Annotated in this window: 17 protein-coding genes; 7 read left to right on the plus strand and 10 right to left on the minus strand. The window is 38.7% G+C overall.

Annotated elements, in window-relative coordinates; all coding sequences use genetic code 11:
- Positions 1 to 122 precede the first annotated feature (122 nt).
- Positions 123 to 338: a KTSC domain-containing protein gene (locus J655_RS16965; RefSeq protein ID WP_005070287.1), complete on the plus strand. Its 216-nt coding sequence runs from the start codon at positions 123 to 125 to the stop codon at positions 336 to 338.
- 65 nt (positions 339 to 403) lie between these two features.
- On the opposite strand, the gene J655_RS16970 is transcribed toward J655_RS16965, so the two are convergent.
- Entirely contained in the window at positions 404 to 991 is a 588-nt protein-coding gene (locus tag J655_RS16970) for an O-methyltransferase (protein WP_032052689.1), read from the minus strand.
- Between the two features lie 45 nt (positions 992 to 1,036).
- A complete protein-coding gene (locus J655_RS16975; RefSeq protein WP_032006575.1) occupies positions 1,037 to 1,255 on the minus strand; it encodes a DUF1653 domain-containing protein in 219 nt (72 codons plus the stop codon).
- 256 nt (positions 1,256 to 1,511) lie between these two features.
- Here J655_RS16975 and ahpF point away from each other — a divergent pair, with 256 nt between their 5' ends.
- Both ahpF and J655_RS16985 read left to right on the plus strand, forming a co-directional pair.
- Positions 1,512 to 3,077: an alkyl hydroperoxide reductase subunit F gene (ahpF, locus tag J655_RS16980; protein WP_032006576.1), complete on the plus strand. Its 1,566-nt coding sequence runs from the start codon at positions 1,512 to 1,514 to the stop codon at positions 3,075 to 3,077.
- Between the two features lie 172 nt (positions 3,078 to 3,249).
- On the plus strand, positions 3,250 to 3,594 hold the full coding sequence (locus tag J655_RS16985; protein ID WP_002121546.1) for a hypothetical protein: 345 nt from the start codon (positions 3,250 to 3,252) through the stop codon (positions 3,592 to 3,594).
- A gap of 61 nt (positions 3,595 to 3,655) precedes the next feature.
- Here the strand turns inward: J655_RS16985 and J655_RS16990 are convergent, their stop codons facing one another.
- Both J655_RS16990 and J655_RS16995 read right to left on the minus strand, forming a co-directional pair.
- On the minus strand, positions 3,656 to 4,267 hold the full coding sequence (locus tag J655_RS16990) for a glutathione binding-like protein (RefSeq protein WP_002121577.1): 612 nt from the start codon (positions 4,265 to 4,267) through the stop codon (positions 3,656 to 3,658).
- A gap of 207 nt (positions 4,268 to 4,474) precedes the next feature.
- Positions 4,475 to 6,913, minus strand: coding sequence for an ExeM/NucH family extracellular endonuclease (locus tag J655_RS16995; RefSeq protein WP_032052690.1), 2,439 nt, complete (start codon positions 6,911 to 6,913; stop codon positions 4,475 to 4,477).
- A gap of 145 nt (positions 6,914 to 7,058) precedes the next feature.
- Here J655_RS16995 and trmB point away from each other — a divergent pair, with 145 nt between their 5' ends.
- Together trmB and J655_RS17005 are read left to right on the plus strand one after the other, a co-directional pair.
- Positions 7,059 to 7,775 (plus strand): tRNA (guanosine(46)-N7)-methyltransferase TrmB, encoded by a 717-nt coding sequence (gene trmB, locus J655_RS17000; RefSeq protein ID WP_002121537.1) that lies wholly within the window; start codon positions 7,059 to 7,061, stop codon positions 7,773 to 7,775.
- A gap of 172 nt (positions 7,776 to 7,947) precedes the next feature.
- Positions 7,948 to 8,574: a glutathione S-transferase family protein gene (locus J655_RS17005; protein WP_002121564.1), complete on the plus strand. Its 627-nt coding sequence runs from the start codon at positions 7,948 to 7,950 to the stop codon at positions 8,572 to 8,574.
- 13 nt (positions 8,575 to 8,587) lie between these two features.
- On the opposite strand, the gene J655_RS17010 is transcribed toward J655_RS17005, so the two are convergent.
- From J655_RS17010 to J655_RS17030, 5 genes are all read right to left on the minus strand, one after another.
- Complete coding sequence (locus tag J655_RS17010) at positions 8,588 to 9,367, minus strand: Rossmann-like and DUF2520 domain-containing protein (RefSeq protein ID WP_002121590.1); 780 nt, start codon at positions 9,365 to 9,367, stop codon at positions 8,588 to 8,590.
- Between the two features lie 93 nt (positions 9,368 to 9,460).
- Entirely contained in the window at positions 9,461 to 10,882 is a 1,422-nt protein-coding gene (locus tag J655_RS17015) for an OmpA family protein (RefSeq protein ID WP_002121601.1), read from the minus strand.
- Positions 10,883 to 11,095: 213 nt separating this feature from the next.
- Entirely contained in the window at positions 11,096 to 12,331 is a 1,236-nt protein-coding gene (locus J655_RS17020) for a dihydroorotase (RefSeq protein WP_005070303.1), read from the minus strand.
- Between the two features lie 12 nt (positions 12,332 to 12,343).
- Positions 12,344 to 13,360, minus strand: coding sequence for an aspartate carbamoyltransferase catalytic subunit (locus J655_RS17025; RefSeq protein ID WP_002121555.1), 1,017 nt, complete (start codon positions 13,358 to 13,360; stop codon positions 12,344 to 12,346).
- A 124-nt stretch (positions 13,361 to 13,484) separates the two neighbouring features.
- The gene (locus J655_RS17030) at positions 13,485 to 13,829 is read right to left on the minus strand and encodes a hypothetical protein (protein WP_002121583.1); all 345 of its coding nucleotides are present in this window, start codon (positions 13,827 to 13,829) and stop codon (positions 13,485 to 13,487) included.
- Between the two features lie 239 nt (positions 13,830 to 14,068).
- On the opposite strand from J655_RS17030, the gene rlmKL reads away from it, so the two are divergent.
- Positions 14,069 to 16,279, plus strand: coding sequence for a bifunctional 23S rRNA (guanine(2069)-N(7))-methyltransferase RlmK/23S rRNA (guanine(2445)-N(2))-methyltransferase RlmL (gene rlmKL / locus J655_RS17035; RefSeq protein ID WP_031969144.1), 2,211 nt, complete (start codon positions 14,069 to 14,071; stop codon positions 16,277 to 16,279).
- 18 nt (positions 16,280 to 16,297) lie between these two features.
- Here the strand turns inward: rlmKL and J655_RS17040 are convergent, their stop codons facing one another.
- Complete coding sequence (locus J655_RS17040; protein ID WP_002121561.1) at positions 16,298 to 16,714, minus strand: hypothetical protein; 417 nt, start codon at positions 16,712 to 16,714, stop codon at positions 16,298 to 16,300.
- A gap of 268 nt (positions 16,715 to 16,982) precedes the next feature.
- Here J655_RS17040 and J655_RS17045 point away from each other — a divergent pair, with 268 nt between their 5' ends.
- Entirely contained in the window at positions 16,983 to 17,477 is a 495-nt protein-coding gene (locus J655_RS17045; protein ID WP_002121541.1) for a CinA family protein, read from the plus strand.
- Position 17,478: the final 1 nt, after the last annotated feature.

Here is a 17,478-nt window from a genome sequence, read left to right on the forward strand (position 1 = left end):
CACATTTTCTACTGATACTTTTACAATTATGCCCTTCCCCATTACATGAAGTTTGAGTAATGTCGAATAAATAACCGATGTTTTTTGAGCTTAAGTAATATGAAATAAAAGGGGAAAAATTTATGGCGAATACTGTGGCAGTCACTTCATGGAAATACAATGCGACTTCACGTCATCTAAAAATATTTTATAGCGATGGTTCAGGTGAACTTTATCATCCTGTACCAGAATTTATTTATGACAACTTATTACGATCAACAGACAAAGCTGCTTTTGTACATAAATATTTAGAATTCGACTTACACTTTACTCGCCTATCTTTAGTGAATGCTTCATAACATAATGAAATAAGGCCTGCTTTGAACAGGCCTTTATGAATGAATAAATCAGATTTTTAAATGGCTTACCTTGCCACTACAATGCATAAACCAGCGCCTACCGGCAAAATACTGCTCATAAAATTTTCATCTTTTTTAATTAAAGCTAAGAATGAACTGACTTCAGCCGCATGTGAAATAACATTATCAATAATGAGTACGCCACCTTTTGGCTTCATTAAACGTTTTAAATCTGGCCAATAATTCTCGTAAGCAGGTCGCTCAGCATCTAACAAAATAAAATCGAAAGTTTCCTGAGTTTCTTTTAGGTAATCGGCTGCATCTCCAACCCAAAAATCAACCAATTCATCTAATGCTAGTTCGGTTGCATGGCGTTTAGCTTCATTACTACGATTGGCGTCAATTTCAAGCGTGGTTACTTTTCCATGAGTAGCTTGAACAGCCTCAGCAAGCCATAAAGTAGAATAACCTGTTGAAGTACCGATTTCTAAAATTGATTTGGCTTGCTGCATCCGAATAAATTGCGATAGTAATTTTGCAGACTCCGCCTCAATATTACGATACCGCAGCAAACGATCTGTCTGCTGTGCATCATGTCGTTTAAAGGTGTCATATAAATCGGCAACTCTTTGTAAGAAAAAAGTATTTGGCATATATTCACCCTTTAAAATCGTTATTTTATATAAAAGTCGTTTGAGTTAAGTGCTTTGAATTAACTTGAAACGCGGCACGATACTTCCATCAGCCATTTGAACCGTTTCAGTAAACATATTTAGCGGACGTACCCAAGTTGAATAGTCACCATAAAGACACTGATAAACGACTAACTCTTCTTCAGTCTCGCTGTGTTTTGCCACAGAAAAAACTTGATAGAGATTACCTTTATAATGCTGATAAATGCCGCGTTGCAATGACATGAAAGTACCTTTTAATGTTATGACATAAAATCTTTACAGCCATATAACATATATAAATTTTTAAATACTTTCACTTTAAAACACAACAAAAGATAAAAAAGCGTATTTTAGATATAAATTATTGATCTTATTTATTAATAGCTCCAGCAATTCAAAAAACCGATTAAATCTATAAAAACATACTGTTTTACCTATTTTGTGTTTTCACGTACTATGCATCTATTGAAAGAATTTGGATGCATTGGAGTAAAAACAGATGTTAGATCAAAACATTAAAACTCAATTAAAAGCTTACTTAGAACGTCTAGAAAGTCCAATCGAATTAGTTGCTGCTTTAGATGAATCAGATAAAGCAGCTCAAATTAAAGAGTTGGTGAGTGAAATCGCTGAGCTTTCTGACAAGGTGACTGCCCGTTTTGATGGCAACAATACACGTCGTCCAAGCTTTGGTGTGGCTAAAGCAGGTGAACAACCTCGTGTGTTCTTTGCAGGCTTGCCAATGGGCCATGAGTTTACATCTTTGATCTTGGCACTGTTACAAGTGTCTGGCTATGCACCTAAAGTGTCGGATGAAGTTTTAAATCAGATTAAAGGCTTAAACCTCAAAGCAAACTTTGATGTGTTTGTATCCTTAAGCTGTCATAACTGTCCGGATGTGGTACAGGCGCTTAACCTGATTGCCATTTATAACCCGAACACCACGGCAACCATGATTGATGGTTCATTCTTCCAAGACGAAGTGGAACAACGCAAAATCATGGCTGTACCAATGGTGTTCCAAGACAACGAGCACATTGGTCAAGGTCGTATGACCCTTGAAGAGATTGTGGCAAAACTTGATACCAACTCAGCTGAAAAAGATGCAGCAGTACTGAATGCCAAAGATGCGTTTGATGTATTGGTGATTGGTGGTGGCCCTGCAGGTGCAACAGCTGCAATCTATGCTGCACGTAAAGGTATTAACACAGGTATCGTGGCTGAACGCTTTGGTGGTCAGGTCATGGACACCATGGACATTGAAAACTTCACGTCTGTGCAAAAGACCCAAGGTCCTAAGTTTGCTGCCGAGATGGAAGCACATGTTCGTGAATACGATGTCGATATCATGAACCTGCAACGTGTCAGCAAAATCACAGGTGCAAACCAAACTGAAAACGGTCTGGTTGCAGTTGAACTTGAAAACGGTGCAAAACTTGAATCAAAAACTGTAATCCTTTCTACAGGTGCACGTTGGAGAGAGATGAATGTACCGGGTGAGCAAGAATACCGTACCCGTGGTGTCGCGTACTGCCCACACTGTGATGGTCCACTGTTCAAAGGTAAACGTGTTGCTGTGATTGGTGGTGGTAACTCAGGCGTAGAAGCTGCAATTGATCTTGCGGGGATTGTTGAGCATGTAACTCTGGTTGAATTCGATACCAAACTTCGTGCAGACCAAGTCTTGCAAAACAAATTGCATAGCTTGCCAAACACAACGGTGATTATGAATGCCTTAAGTACAGAAGTGTTAGGTGACGGATCACAAGTGACTGGTCTTAAATATAAAGACCGTGCGACGGATGAAGAGCATGTGGTCGAGCTTGCAGGGATCTTTGTACAGATTGGTTTACTGCCAAACACTGACTTCTTGAAAGACAGTGAAGTTGAATTAACCAACCGTGGCGAGATCATTGTGAATGACCGCAACGAAACCAATGTGCAAGGTGTATTTGCTGCGGGTGACTGTACGACTGTACCTTACAAGCAAATCATTATTGCTACAGGTGAAGGTGCTAAAGCATCACTCTCTGCGTTTGATTACATCATCCGTTCTGGGCAGTAAAATCGGTCAAAATCATTATTATTTATTTCAAGCCTAGCATTACAAAATGCTAGGCTTTTTTAATACTAGAGTTACAACTTTTTAACAATTTTCGATCTTTATTAATCATTTACTTTATGTTTATATTTTAGACATCCATATTTGGATGCCATGAATTAGAAGGAAAAACACAATGAATAAATTACTTGTTGCTTTAGGTCTTGCTGCGACTGTTGCCCTTGTTGGTTGTAATAAAGATAAAGCTCCAGAAACTGGTGCGACTACAGGTGAACACTTAGAAAATGCTGCTCAACAAGCAAGTGCTGATATCAAATCTGCTGGTGATAAAGCTGCTGACGATATTGCAACTGCAACTGATAATGCTGCTGAGAAGATCGATGCTGCAACCGATCACGCTGCTGACGCGACTGCTAAAGCTGCAGCTGAAACAGAAGCGACTGCACGTAAAGCGACTGCTGATACAGCTCAAGCTGTTGAGAATACCGCTGCTGAAGTGAAAAAAGACGCTCAACACTAATCGTTTTTAGTATAAAAAAGCCCCTATTGATTAGGGGCTTTTTTTTGGCTCTTAAAATCTTTTATGAAATTAAGCCTTCGTCACGCATCGCAATTTGTACAGATTGACGCTCTGCAACTTTATTGCGTAATGCAATAATGTGCTTATAAGGTGTTAAGTCATGCTCAATTGAGTTTGACCAATTTGTTAAAACAAATAGATAAGCATCTGCTGGACCAAAATTATCATTTACCAAATAATCGTAATCAGATTCAGACAAATAGTTATCGATATATTTTAAAAGACGGTCGATTTCTGCATAAGCTTTGGTTTTTTCATCGCTCGTTAACGGTGCCCCAAAGAAAACTGCATAAGCATCATGCAATTCAGAGTTCAAATAACCCAACCATTCCAATACTTTCGCACGGCCCATACCCGATGGCGGAATTAAATCCTGCTTAGGATCGTGCTGGGCAAGGAAAGGTAAAATCGCCACGTTCTCAGTTAACATTAAACCAGGGTTAATTTCTAAAGCTGGTACATATCCTTTTGGATTAATCTCGTAATAATCTGCACCTTTTTCTGTTTTATGTGTTTTTAAATTTACTCGTTCCAAGTCAAAATCAACATTAATTTCATTTAAAATAATATGTGCAGCTAAAGAACATGCGCCTGGCGAATAATATAATTTCATATCTGATCCTTGTTATCTCATATTAACGTTTTAAATTGCTTCTAGAAAACCTGCAAGGTTTGCACAATTCTTTAATTGTAAAAAAGCGTAAACTTATAAAATACTTACACCATCTAATATTCTTGAAAAATTTATTCCTTGCAAGTTGTCTTGCGTGACGATTGTTTAAAATATGATAAAACACATTTACGTCACGCAATTTTTCCATTAATTACGTTTAAAAAGCTGGCTAATCCAATTCATTAATTCAGTTAAGAAATCAAAAATACCGTTTTTCTTATCATCATCAGGCTGGCTTGAATCTTTACCATTTAAATCCAGATCAACAATTACTGGATCATGATCCGAAGAACGATAAGCATCTTCAGCATAGAACAATGCCTTTTGCTCATCAGTTTTATATTCTTCGTTGTAATCTAAAACGGTTGGCTCATCTGCATTGATATGCCATGCAAAGGTTCTGACTACTTTTGGATATAGAGCTGCATCAGCAATTGCATGGTCTAAATTACCCGCTCCACCATTTCCATTGGCATCACTCGCAACACCAAACACATAGCTATATACCTCTGCACCCTGTCCTACCTTAGCGTCGTTCAACAAAACTTTGTAGTTCGCTTTTTCAAATGACAAAATAGGTTCTTCTTTTGCGTAGCTATTCATATCCCCTACAAGTAAAGCATTTTGCTTAGGCACTTGAGTTGGATTTTTTGCTAACCACTGCACAATTTGATCAACTGCTTTCACACGAGTCGGGTTCCAACAGCCTTGACCATCTTTTTGGTCTGCATCAATAGAGCTAGCATCCACCCCACTACAGCTTTTCGATTTTAAGTGATTTGGAATAACGGTAAAGGTTTTATTACCACGAACGGCTTGGAAACTTTGCGCCAATGTTGTTCGGTTCTTGTCACCCAAATCAAGCACAACGGGTTTATTCAAAGGCTTAACACGCTTGCTGTTATAAATAATAGCAACCGCAATCGCATCACCACCTAAACGGTCTAAGTTTTCAGGAACAACGTATTTCCAATCACAACCTAAAGCACTGGTTAAATGAGCAATTGCACTGTTCGGACCATAACCATTGTTCGCAATTTCCATTAAACCATACACATCAGCATCAATCGCTTTTAATGCACTCACAATTTTACGATGCTGTTTATCAAACTCAGCTTGTGTCGTTGCACCGCGCTCCGTTGGGAAACCCGTTGCGCCATTGTCATAGTTCAAAACGTTAAATGAAGCTACGCGAATGTGATTAGCATTTTTGGTAATGACACTTTGACGCGGGTTTGTTTGAGTAATTACTTCAGGTTGATTGCGTCCAAGCACTGGTTGCACACGCCAACCATTAAAACGATATTCTAAAATACCTTCAGCATTTTTAAGTTGATAACCTGAACGTAGCGTATTAGCAGCACTAAAATTTGTCGGTAACCACGGAGTACGGTTTTGATTGTTATAGCCGTCATCAAAAATAATTTTCGACAATAAATTCTTCTGAGCAAGAGCTTTAGCTTCAGGAGATAACGCTGGATATAAATTAGTCGGAATATATAAGCGACCTAAGCTTAGAGATAATTCACCATAACGGCCATAATTGTAGTTCTCGCTTACCGTTAAAGTCTGAGGTAATTTAACCAACATACCTTGATAACGCTGCGGAGAATGAGTTGAACCACCTGTTAAGCTAGCAAATGGAAGTTCAAGGCTAATCGGCTGCACCTGATTTGCCATATTGCTATTACAAGTTTGAATATCTTGTTGTAATTGATCTAATTGCAATTGGTTTTGATAAGTTGTTAAACGACCACGCAAAATAACCTCATCGCCAACTTGTCCGCCTTTTACCGTACTACTATTTGGAATATAAACAAAAATAGCATTGCTGACATTTGCACGCGCTTTCGTATCTGGTGTCTGCACATAAAAACCAGAGAAACCATTGGCATAGCGGTAGTCGGCAGTAATTACCCCACGTACAGTATAGCTCTGGTTTTGTGCTGCGGTTGATAAATCAGCAATTGGTGTATCGGAGCTTGAACAACTCACCGTTTCAACAGGTGGCTGTGTTATTGAGCCAGATAAATTTGAAAAGTCATTTCGGTTTGTCCAAGCTGACCATGAACGGTCCAAATCAAATGCTGCAGTTGCATCAATACTTAAAGCTGAGTTCTCAGTTTCAATACGCTTAAAACTATTTCCTAAGCTCGAAACGGCTGTTCCCCATCCTGTTTCTGGTCGCTCACCAATACGCCCAAAACGGTCTACAGGCGTACCTTTATACACAAGTACAACCGCATCATCTCCATTAAAAGATAATGCAGCGATCTGATTTACTTTACTGCCAAGTTCAGCCTGCAACTCAGAACGACCTACTAAAAACTTCTGCTTACTGGTTAACGATCCTTGTAAACGGAAAGTCGCTGTTTTTGCTGTACCGCCATTATTAAATTGTTGAATTTCATAGTCGGCTAAATTAACTGTAGTCGCATCTGGATTATAAATTTCCAAACCTTTGCGGTTACTACTGCCGTCAACATATTGACTAAACATGAGCTGTGCTTGTGCCCAAGGACTATATGTAAAAGCACCAAGTGCCCCTAATAGCACAGAAAGTGTGCGTAATTGAAAAGTTTTCATGAGTAAATATGTTCATTTGAAATTTATATAGATTCTTAGATTAAATATTGAACATGACATCTACATGAAGAAAAACACCGAAACATTTGACTTGACCACATGAAGACTTAAAATACCGCATTTGAATTTCAATATTGCCAAGGTTATGTCGATCGATCAGTTAGAAACGCAAATTGCAGACTTAGACAATTTGCCTGAACACCGTGAAATTGTGACGTTTATGCGTCGTTCAGCACCACTTAATACGTCTCAACGCACGGCATTAGAACAACATCGCGATTTAATTTTGGAATATCCTGTTGGTGACTTACGTCAGCACTTCGAACATCCAGAACGTCCTTTAACTGTTGAAATCGGTTTTGGTATGGGTCGTTCATTAGTGCTTATGGCAAAAGCAAACCCTGAACGCAACTATGTGGGTATTGAAGTTCACGTACCTGGTATTGCTCAGTGTCTTTATGAAGCAGGTATGGCGGAACTTAAAAACTTACGTGTACTTGATGCAGACGCGATTCAGGTTTTACGTGAAATGCCAGACAACAGCATTAACTGCGTACAACTTTACTTCCCAGACCCATGGCAAAAGAAACGTCATTTCAAACGTCGTTTTGTTATTCATGAGCGTATGCAATTGGTTGAACAAAAACTTGAGCTTGGTGGTACATTCCACGCAGCAACAGACTGGGAACCGTATGCTGAATGGATGCTTGATATTTTAGACAACCGTCCAGATCTTGAAAACTTGGCGGGTAAAGGCAACAGCTACCCTCGTCCAGAGTGGCGCCCAGTGACTAAGTTTGAACGCCGTGGTATTGAGTCAGGTCATAAGATTAATGACTTTATTTTTAAAAAGATTAAGTAAATAATAAAAAAGGCTTAGTAATAAACTAGGCCTTTTCTTTTTTATATAAAAAGAAATTAAATATATCTGATCTATAGTATTTCTTCTTTCTAATTAATAATTGCCAATCTAAGCGAATCTAGCTATTTATAGAAACTGGTACTTGCCACACTAAAAATACTAAGGACACCACATGTTAAAAATTTTAGGGCGCGATAACTCCATTAATGTACGCAAAGTCTTATGGTTGTGCGAAGAACTAAATCTTGAATATGAAAGAGAAGATTGGGGACGAGGCTTTCGCTCCGCTCAATCACCTGAATATTTACAATTAAACCCAAATGGGCAAATTCCTGTTGTTTTAGATGGCGATTTAGTCCTTTGGCAGTCCAACAGTATTATCCGTTATTTGGCAAATGCTTACGATAAAGAACATCAGCTTTACCCTACTCAAGCGAAAGAAAGATTCTTTGTTGATCAGTGGATTGATTGGCAAGCCATCGAACTGAATAACAGCTGGACTTATACAATTATGTCTCTCTTGAGACATTCTCCAGATCATCAAGATCCAAACTTATTACAACAAGGTATTGATGACTGGAATCATCATATACAGATTCTCGATCAACAACTTGAAAAAACTCAGGCCTATGTTGCTGGTTCACAATTTAGCTTGGCCGATATTCCAATTGGTCTGTCTGTACAACGCTGGAAGGCCACTCCTTTTGACCATCCAACGCTTAAGCATGTCGACCAATATTTTGAACGTTTAAATCAACGTGCTGGTTTCTTAAAATGGGGCAATAACGGCGAACCTTAATTTTAAGCAAGCTTTAGTCCGAGTGATGGCGCTTCACGATGCCATCACTTAAAAGTTGATAGACCTGTTTTAAGTCATCTTGATTTGCTTGAGCTAATAAGTCTTGATGCATTGCCAAGATATTCTGATCTCCCCTTACTGCAGGCCCTGTTTGCATTTGCTTTGGATCATTTTCAGTCGCTTTTTTTGCTGTTTCTATAATTAAAGGATAGAGCAAGCTAAAGTCGACCTGCTCTTTATCTACAACCTGCTTTGCCATATCAAAACAATAGTTACTAAAGTTACAAGCAAACACAGCTGCCAAATGCAAAGTTAAACGCTGTTTTGAGGTGTATTGATATACTCGTTTACTTAGACTATTTGCTAAATCTGAAAGTAGTTCTTGATCAGTATCTGTTACCGCTTCAACAAATAATGGTGTTGCAGACCAGTCAACGTCTCTCTCAAGGCTAAATGTTTGTAATGGATAAAATACCCCTGCTTTTGTATGCACATGACTAATGACTTCAATATCTGTGCTACCAGAGGTATGAACCATAAGTGTTTCAGGAAACAATTCATGAATCTGTTTTACAAGCTCTGCAATTGCACTGTCTGAAACCGCTAAAATAATAAGATCAGTTGATTGGAATTGTTGAAGTGACTGACATGCTTTTGCCTGAAATTGCACTGCAAACTTTTGGGTTTTCTCAAAATCACGCGCATAGACTTGTACGATGTGATGACCTTGGCCCAATAAAGCCTTTGCCAAATGAAAGGCAACTCGCCCACTTCCCACCAAACTGATTTTCATATCGATCCAACACTATTTATTTCAACAAAAAAGCTTCTCAAAATGAGAAGCTTTTTTCAAATTAAAATATCTAATTTTTCATAAATCAGAATATTATTGAGCTACTGAAAACTCAATACGACGGTTTTTAAAACGTCCTTCTTCTGTTGTATTCTCTGCAACAGGCTGATCAGAGCCATGGCCTTGTGCAACTAATTTAGTCCCGTCTACACCTTTAGATATTAAATAGTCAACTACTGCTTGAGCACGGCGTTGTGATAAAGCTTTATTTGCTGCTGCATTACCTGTCGAGTCAGTATGACCACCCACATTTAATTTCACACCACTGACTTTATTTAAAAGTGTTGCAGCTTGATCAAGAATGGCTTTGTTGTCTGCTGGAATATCACTTGAGCCACTCGCAAAGTTAATGATTTGCAAGTTAAGTGCTTTTACTAAAGCATTTACATCGACATTATTCGGATCAATTGAGCCTAGAGCAGTTTGCGAAGCAGTTAAACTATTGCTTACAGATTGCTCAGCTGTTTCTGGTGCAGTAGAAACAACTTCAGTGTGAGGAACAAGAGCTTTTACTTTTGCGGTTAATGCTGCTAATGCTGCTGCATCACCTGCTTTCAAAGTAATTTTGTCACCTATCCATTCTAAAGATGCATTTGGCACACCTTTTAAGGCACCAAGCACGCCAGCAAGTGCATCTTTATCTGTAAATCCAGCTGCATATGTTTGACTAGTATCAACATTACAATCTTGGGTTGATGAGAAAACCTGTTTAACTTGAGTTTGTAGTGTTGCTAAGAATCCTTGATCTCCAATACCTGCCTGACACTGGCTCACAGCACCTTTATCATCTGTGCTTAATGTTAAACTCGCAGGTGCAGCTGCGGTAGTAGCTTCAACACCACTTGCACCCGTTGGTTCTGGTGCTGGCACAGCCTCCTTATGTTGGCAAGAACGCCATAACCAAGCAATGATAAGACCCAGAATAATGAGTGCAATAATAGGCAAGAATCCACGAGATTTGCCTGTATTTTCAGTCGCAGCGGCAAGTGGTGGTGCTGTTGACGGTGTAACAGAAGACAAGCCTGCACCAAGCCCTAGTGGCGCTAATAGGCCAACAGCCCATCCCGGTAAATGTGAACGAATTGTTTCGGCATGCTGACGTAAATAATTCACAATACTTTGTTGATCATTTCCGGCAACATCCGAAATTGCATTAAGGCTGGGTTTAATTGCACTATTGAGTGTACTTTCGATTTCATTATTTGGTGCCGTACCGCTTAAATGAGTAAGTACCGTATTCTTGATTTGGTCATTATGAGAAAAGAGGTCTGATAATGAAGGAGTCAAACTATTTTTTAATTGTCCAATAAGATCAGGTTTAGCAGCTAACAATGAAAGTAAAATTGGATAAAACTTAGATAAAGCATTCGATTTTTCGCCTAGGTATCCGTCCTGATTATTTAATATAGTTGATGATACTTTTTCTTTAAGCAGTTCTATAGGGTTTATCGACATTGGTTATTCTCCCGAATTTTATACGTCGTAACCAGCAACTTTTGATTATTCAAATACTTCTCTTTGCTGATAGTTTTTTATTCTAATCTGCGTTCAATCTTTTATTGTTTTTTAAATAATTTATATACAAATTTGCATCTAGTCTTTACAAAACAGGCAGATCTTATTGATCTACCTGTTTATATTTTAAATTTACTTTAAATAACCACTTTATCAGTTAGCAAAAGTTTGAAGTACTTTACCGCTAAGGTTTTGGCCCAACAATGGAGTATTTTTCCCTTGCGATAAAATCGTGTCTTTGCTTACTGTCCAGCTTAATTCAGGATCGACTAACACCCATCCTGCTTCATCTTTCCAACGCGTAGTCATATTGGCAACCTGCGCAGGTACGCTAGTCACTTTCTCCACCCACTCTAAAGGTTCAAATAAGCCTTCATTAATGAGTTGAATGCCTAAAGATACATAAGTATCAAAAGCAGTAATGCCCGGTTGAGTTTCAGCAAATGGTGCCATTTTTGCGGAGCTGCTTAAAGGTTCGTGATGCGTACAAATTGCATCAATCACGCCCTCTTTTAAACCTTGACGTAAAAGTTCTTTATCTTGCTCAGAACGCAATGGTGGACGAACATGTGCTAGCGAATTGAAACCATCAGTTAAGTGTTCAGTTAAATGCAACTGATGCATTGCTACATCGGCAGTCACAGGTAAACCTTTTGCTTTTGCTGCGCGGATTAATTCAACCGATGCACCACAAGATAACAAACCAAAGTGGGCTTTTACGCCAGTTGCTTCAATCATAAGCAAATATTTCGCAATCGCCACAGTTTCAGCAATTGCCGGAATCATTGGCAAACCTTGGCGAGAAGCAATAAAGCCTTCGTGTGCACATCCGTCTTTAGCAATCTGTGGCTCTTCAGCATAAAACACAACCGTTAGACCAAGACCCGCTGCATATTCCAAGGTACGAATAACTACATCGTCATTTTCAAAAGCAGCATTCGCATTAGAAACAGCAGTACAACCACCTTTTTTCAGGCCCGCCATGTTTGCTGGTTGCTTACCATTTAAACCTTGGGTCTGAGCACCAATGATATGCATATGAATGCCCCCATCATGCCATGCCTTTTCAATCAAGCCATGAATGAGAGCACCGTTGTCTTGTACAATCGGCTTTGAATCAGGTGGTGTAATAACATGCAAAATACCATTGCCACGTGCTGCCTTACCTTCCGATTTCAATGTCCCATGTTGCTGTTGACCCGGCTCACGCAAACGCGCGCATAAATCAACCATGGTTGGCATTAACCATTTGCCTTGGCCGTCAATGGTTTGCTCCACTTGCTCTACTGGAGCAACCAACTTGCCATTTTCAATATATACAGTTTGTACGCTGTCTGTTTTTTGGATTGGGTCTAACACACGTACATTTTCAATTTTTACAATACTCATGTGATCCATTCCTTACAACGTAATCGCTTCAATTAAACCTTGCTCTTGGAGTTGGCCTTGCATCGATAACGCCAATACGGCCATACGAACTGCAATACCATTGGTTACTTGTTTTAAAATAACCGACTGATCTCCATCAGCAACACTTGAATCAATTTCTACACCACGGTTCATTGGTCCCGGATGCATCACAATGCAATCTGGTTTAGCTAAACCAAGACGTTCTTTGTTTAAACCATACATTCTGTAAAATTCAGACTGTGAAGATAACGCTGGAGAGTCAATACGTTCGTTTTGAATACGTAAGGCAATAATCACATCACAATCGGTAATACCTTCATCCATCTTGTTAAACAAACGAACGTGCTCGCCATATTCCGAAAAGCCCACTGGCAATAATGTATTCGGTGCAATCACACGAATGTCTTTACAACCTAGAGTTTGTAATGCAGCTACATCCGAACGTGCTACACGAGAGTGTTTAATATCCCCGATAATAGCAACGCTTAAATCTTCAAATGGTTTTTTAGTTTCACGGCGAATAGTCAGCATATCAAGCATCGCTTGCGTCGGATGAGCATGACGTCCATCCCCTGCATTAATAATCGCGACCTTTGGACATACATCTTTAGCAATGAAATGTGCAGCACCCGAAGATGAATGGCGAACAACAAAGATATCCGCTGCCATTGCTTCAAGGTTCCAGAGCGTATCGCGCAGAGTTTCACCTTTTGAAGTACTTGAACGTGCAATATCAATGTTCAGTACATTGGCAGACAAACGTTTTGCTGCTGCTTCAAAAGTAGTACGGGTACGTGTGGAGTTTTCAAAGAAGAGATTCATAACCGTCAATCCCTCTAAGAGCGGACGGTTAATTAAATTATTATTATCGTCTAAAAAGCTTTGTGCGGTATCTAAAATCTTGGTGAGGTTTTCTTTTGAAAGTCCCTCAATCGTTAAAAAATGTTTTAAATTTCCGTCTTGATTGAGCTGAACCTGGCTCGGTTGATGCAACGCTGCAATATGCATAATGGATTCCTATGGGTCGAATCGCGAAAACGTGCATAGTGTAGCTGAATTCCGCTCTTTTCGCAGAAGAACTTTACAGAATAAGGCCCTAAATTGACCAGAAAATTTAGAACCTTATTGGCAATTACCTTAATGCACCAATGTAATGGTGCGGAACTTGTGCCCGATAAATATCCTCGGCGGTAATTTCCGACTCTTCATCGACTTTAACAACAGCAATTTTTTCTTTTTGAGAAGGCTCAGGTATTGTATCAACCAACGATTTCAATCGTTCAACACATCGTTTTAATTCGTCATCCTCTGATTCTAGTGCCAGCGCAATGACATATTTTGCATAATCTTTATTTTGGACAACGTACATTGCATCTATTACCCGCCCCGTCACCCTACGCATGCGTACATATATTTGTGTAGATACTGAGAAAGCATCTGCATTAGCAATAAAACCATTCCCCATCATGTCTTTCATTTATAATTACCCCATCAATTTAAAATAATAAAGTGGTTAAAAACTGGCTATGTTTGTTAATTAAATAACCCTTGATAGGATTGAGTTAGCAAAATACATACCACTTTAATTGTTTTAATCTTTAAAAATCAGTTTATTGGTTGGATTATGATAGGTTGCAATAATTTAAAAACCTTTACACATCAAAATAAGTTAAACTTTGCATCGTTAATATTTATATGTTTTGGTCAATCGAGTTTATGAATACCTCTTTACGTTTAAACCACTATTGGATTACTTGTGCTGATGGTTTAGAAGCCCTCTTACAAGAAGAAATAGAACAGCTTGGCACCAAAGTGACAGAACGTAAAGCAGGACGTTTAATCATTGAAGGGACGCTTGAACATGCTTACCGCATCTGTATGTGGTCGCGCCTTGCTTCTCGTGTTTTATTGCCTATTCATACTTATGAACTTGAACATACACACGATGCACGTGATGTAGCAGAAGAGCTTTATGAAGGTGCGATTAGCTTTGATTGGTCACTTATTTTTGCACCACAAAGTACCTTCGCTATTCGCTTACATGCTGAACGTGAAATTAAGGTTAACACTCAATTTGCAACACTTAGAGCAAAAGATGGTGTTGTAGATTCCTTTATGGAAGCTGTAGGTCGTCGTCCGAGCATTGATACTAAACAACCAGAAATTACGTTGTATGTTTTAGCAGGTAAAACTGAGCATACATATTGCCTAGATTTATCAGGTGATTCATTACATAAACGTGGTTACCGTCGTTATATGACGGATGCACCAATCAAAGAAAACCTTGCTGCGGCAATCTTACAAAAAGCTCAGCTTCAACAGCGCAACCCAGAGATTGTGCTCGACCCGATGTGTGGTTCAGGTACATTTATTATTGAAGCATTAATGATTTTAACTGACCGTGCACCAGGACTTGTACGCCGTTTTGGTTTTAATGGTTGGCATGGTCATGACCGTGAACTTTGGCTTTCACTTAAAGCTGAAGCAGCAGAACGTCACGAAAAGGCGCTTGAATTACCTTTACCTAAGTTTTATGCCTACGATGCAGACTGGGAAGCTGTAAAAGCTACTCGTGAAAATATTATTGCGGCAGGTTTTGAAAAAGTATTAGGTCAAATTCAGATTGAAGAACGTACTTTAGCGGACTGGCCTGATTTTTCAGCTGAAGGCAAAACTGCATTTATTGTGACTAACCCTCCATATGGTGAACGTTTAGGTGATAAAGCATCTAACCGCTCTCTTTACTTAGGTCTATCTGCACTTCTACAAAAACATTTCCCAAATCAATATGCAGCAATTATTGCAGCGCAAATTGAAAAAGCCGATGTTTTAGCGTTTGAAGCACCTGAAACCTTACGTTTAATGAATGGTAAGTTACCAATTTACATTCGTTTTGGTTCAATTAAGCCAGAAAAAGTAACTCAGCCATTCTTAGCAACTTGGCAAGCTCAACCTATTGAAATGGAAGAAGCTCAAGATTTTGCTAATCGTTTGCAAAAAAATATGGCTGCATTGAAAAAATGGGCAACGAAAGAAAATGTTTATTGCTTACGTTTGTATGATGCAGACTTACCTGACTTTAATGTCGCTGTAGATTTATATGGCGATCGCTTACATGTGCAGGAATATGCACCACCAAAAACAATCGATCCTGAAAAAGCAAAAAAACGTTTTAATTTAGCACTCGCTGCAATTCGTGCTGTTACTGGTTTAAACCGCGATGCTATCTTCATTAAGACACGTGCGCGCCAAACTGGTACAAATCAATATACAAAACAAAGCACAGCTTCAAAACGTTTTATCGTTCAGGAAGGTAAAGCTAAAATTTTAGTTAACCTGACAGATTACCTAGATACAGGTTTATTCCTCGACCACCGTCAAATGCGTTTACGTATTGCTCAAGAAGCTCGTGGTAAGCACTTCTTGAACTTATATAGCTACACCTCTACAGCAAGCTTACATGCTGCTTTAGGCGGTGCTGCAAGCACGACAAGTGTAGACTTATCTAATACCTACTTAAGCTGGTCAAAAGAAAACTTCGTTTTAAATGGCCTGACTGTAGATCACGCAGATGAACAGCACATGTTCTTTGCGAGCGACTGTTTTGAGTGGTTAAAAGAAGGTCACGAACAATATGACCTTATTTTTATCGATCCACCGACATTCTCAAACTCTAAAAAGTTCTATGGTACTTTCGACGTCCAACGTGACCATGTTTCACTCATTAAACGTGCAATGAATCGTTTAAACAGTGAAGGAACGCTCTATTTCTCAAACAACTATCGTGGTTTTGAAATGGATGAAGAGATCGAAGCTATTTTTCAGGTTGAAGAAATCACTTCTGAAACCATTGGCCCTGATTTTAAACGTAATCAGAAAATCCACCGTGCATGGAAAATCCAGCATCCTGGTCTAGATCAATATTAATAAGATTAGAGGTTATTATTACTTCACGGTAATAATAACCTCACCATGAACATTTTTTGATTCAAAATCATATTTGGTAAATCGGTCTGCTCTTTCGGGTAATGCCATCATTTCCAGTTTCTTCTTTTCTTTACTATCGATAACATGGTTTTGTTTTTGTTCTTGATAAGGTGAAAGTACACTTGTTCTAAGTGCATCCCATCGAACTTGCTGTAAATAATTATCACCTAACACCTGACGTGCTTGTTGTTGTTCTATCATTGGTTTCTTAGCATCGTCTTGAGCTTTCGCAATAATCACAGGTAAAGCTGCATTTACTGCCCCTGTTTGTGTTGCTAAGGCCCCTTCACTTAGAGGCTGCGCACCCCATACGTTAATTGGTATCAGTATAATACAACCTAAAATACACAGCGCAGGTCCTTGTTTATTGTTCATTGCATTTATCCTAAATTGTTATTGTTCGTTATATCGAACAAAATTAACAATTTTTTAAACATGTCGCAATGTTATAAATAGACTTCCCGACAATTAACATTGATCATTTTAAAACCTGAACTATTACACAAGCATTTAGTGAATATTCAAGTTGTTTTATAGATTTTTATCTCAGACTTGTACGACACTGCTAAATCACTTACTGTAATTTTATAATTTATCTGTAAATCGATTCTATTTATAAATAAACACCATTCGAGGTGAAATAATGCTTCAGCAGTGCTGCCAACTATTAGAAGATCGCCAGCTCAAAATTGCTTTTATTGAAAGTGCGAGTTCGGGTTATTTAACAAGTCAGTTTTCTATTCATAAAAATAGTGGTGCAGATATTTTACTGGGTGGCTTAGTTAGCTACGACCCAAGCATTAAAATTAGTATTTTAAATATCGATCCAAAGTTAATAGAGACTTACACAGCAGAGTCACCTCAAGTCACAGAGGAAATGTGTAGGCTGGGTCAAAGCTTATTTCAACAAGCTGATATTATTGTCAGTTGTACTGGGCTATTAAAATCTGGCGGAAGTGAAACCCCAGAAAAACCTGTGGGCACCTTTTTTATTTGCATTTCTTACCAACAACATATTTATCATTATCGTTATTTTTTATCTGGTCACTCAGAACAAAAGTTAAAGACATTAACTCAGAAAGTTTCAGATGCCATAATTGCTTTACTCACATCAACCATAAAAACTGATTCACCATAAA

Source organism: Acinetobacter sp. 1294243, assembly GCF_000588015.1.
Classification (GTDB): Bacteria; Pseudomonadota; Gammaproteobacteria; order Pseudomonadales; family Moraxellaceae; genus Acinetobacter; species Acinetobacter pittii.

Coding starts and splice junctions, on each gene's coding strand:
- J655_RS16965 (WP_005070287.1), top strand. CDS start 123: ATGGCGAATACTGTGGCAGTCACTTCATGGAAATACAATGCGACTTCA.
- J655_RS16970 (WP_032052689.1), bottom strand. CDS start 991: ATGCCAAATACTTTTTTCTTACAAAGAGTTGCCGATTTATATGACACC.
- J655_RS16975 (WP_032006575.1), bottom strand. CDS start 1,255: ATGTCATTGCAACGCGGCATTTATCAGCATTATAAAGGTAATCTCTAT.
- ahpF (WP_032006576.1), top strand. CDS start 1,512: ATGTTAGATCAAAACATTAAAACTCAATTAAAAGCTTACTTAGAACGT.
- J655_RS16985 (WP_002121546.1), top strand. CDS start 3,250: ATGAATAAATTACTTGTTGCTTTAGGTCTTGCTGCGACTGTTGCCCTT.
- J655_RS16990 (WP_002121577.1), bottom strand. CDS start 4,267: ATGAAATTATATTATTCGCCAGGCGCATGTTCTTTAGCTGCACATATT.
- J655_RS16995 (WP_032052690.1), bottom strand. CDS start 6,913: ATGAAAACTTTTCAATTACGCACACTTTCTGTGCTATTAGGGGCACTT.
- trmB (WP_002121537.1), top strand. CDS start 7,059: ATGTCGATCGATCAGTTAGAAACGCAAATTGCAGACTTAGACAATTTG.
- J655_RS17005 (WP_002121564.1), top strand. CDS start 7,948: ATGTTAAAAATTTTAGGGCGCGATAACTCCATTAATGTACGCAAAGTC.
- J655_RS17010 (WP_002121590.1), bottom strand. CDS start 9,367: ATGAAAATCAGTTTGGTGGGAAGTGGGCGAGTTGCCTTTCATTTGGCA.
- J655_RS17015 (WP_002121601.1), bottom strand. CDS start 10,882: ATGTCGATAAACCCTATAGAACTGCTTAAAGAAAAAGTATCATCAACT.
- J655_RS17020 (WP_005070303.1), bottom strand. CDS start 12,331: ATGAGTATTGTAAAAATTGAAAATGTACGTGTGTTAGACCCAATCCAA.
- J655_RS17025 (WP_002121555.1), bottom strand. CDS start 13,360: ATGCATATTGCAGCGTTGCATCAACCGAGCCAGGTTCAGCTCAATCAA.
- J655_RS17030 (WP_002121583.1), bottom strand. CDS start 13,829: ATGAAAGACATGATGGGGAATGGTTTTATTGCTAATGCAGATGCTTTC.
- rlmKL (WP_031969144.1), top strand. CDS start 14,069: ATGAATACCTCTTTACGTTTAAACCACTATTGGATTACTTGTGCTGAT.
- J655_RS17040 (WP_002121561.1), bottom strand. CDS start 16,714: ATGAACAATAAACAAGGACCTGCGCTGTGTATTTTAGGTTGTATTATA.
- J655_RS17045 (WP_002121541.1), top strand. CDS start 16,983: ATGCTTCAGCAGTGCTGCCAACTATTAGAAGATCGCCAGCTCAAAATT.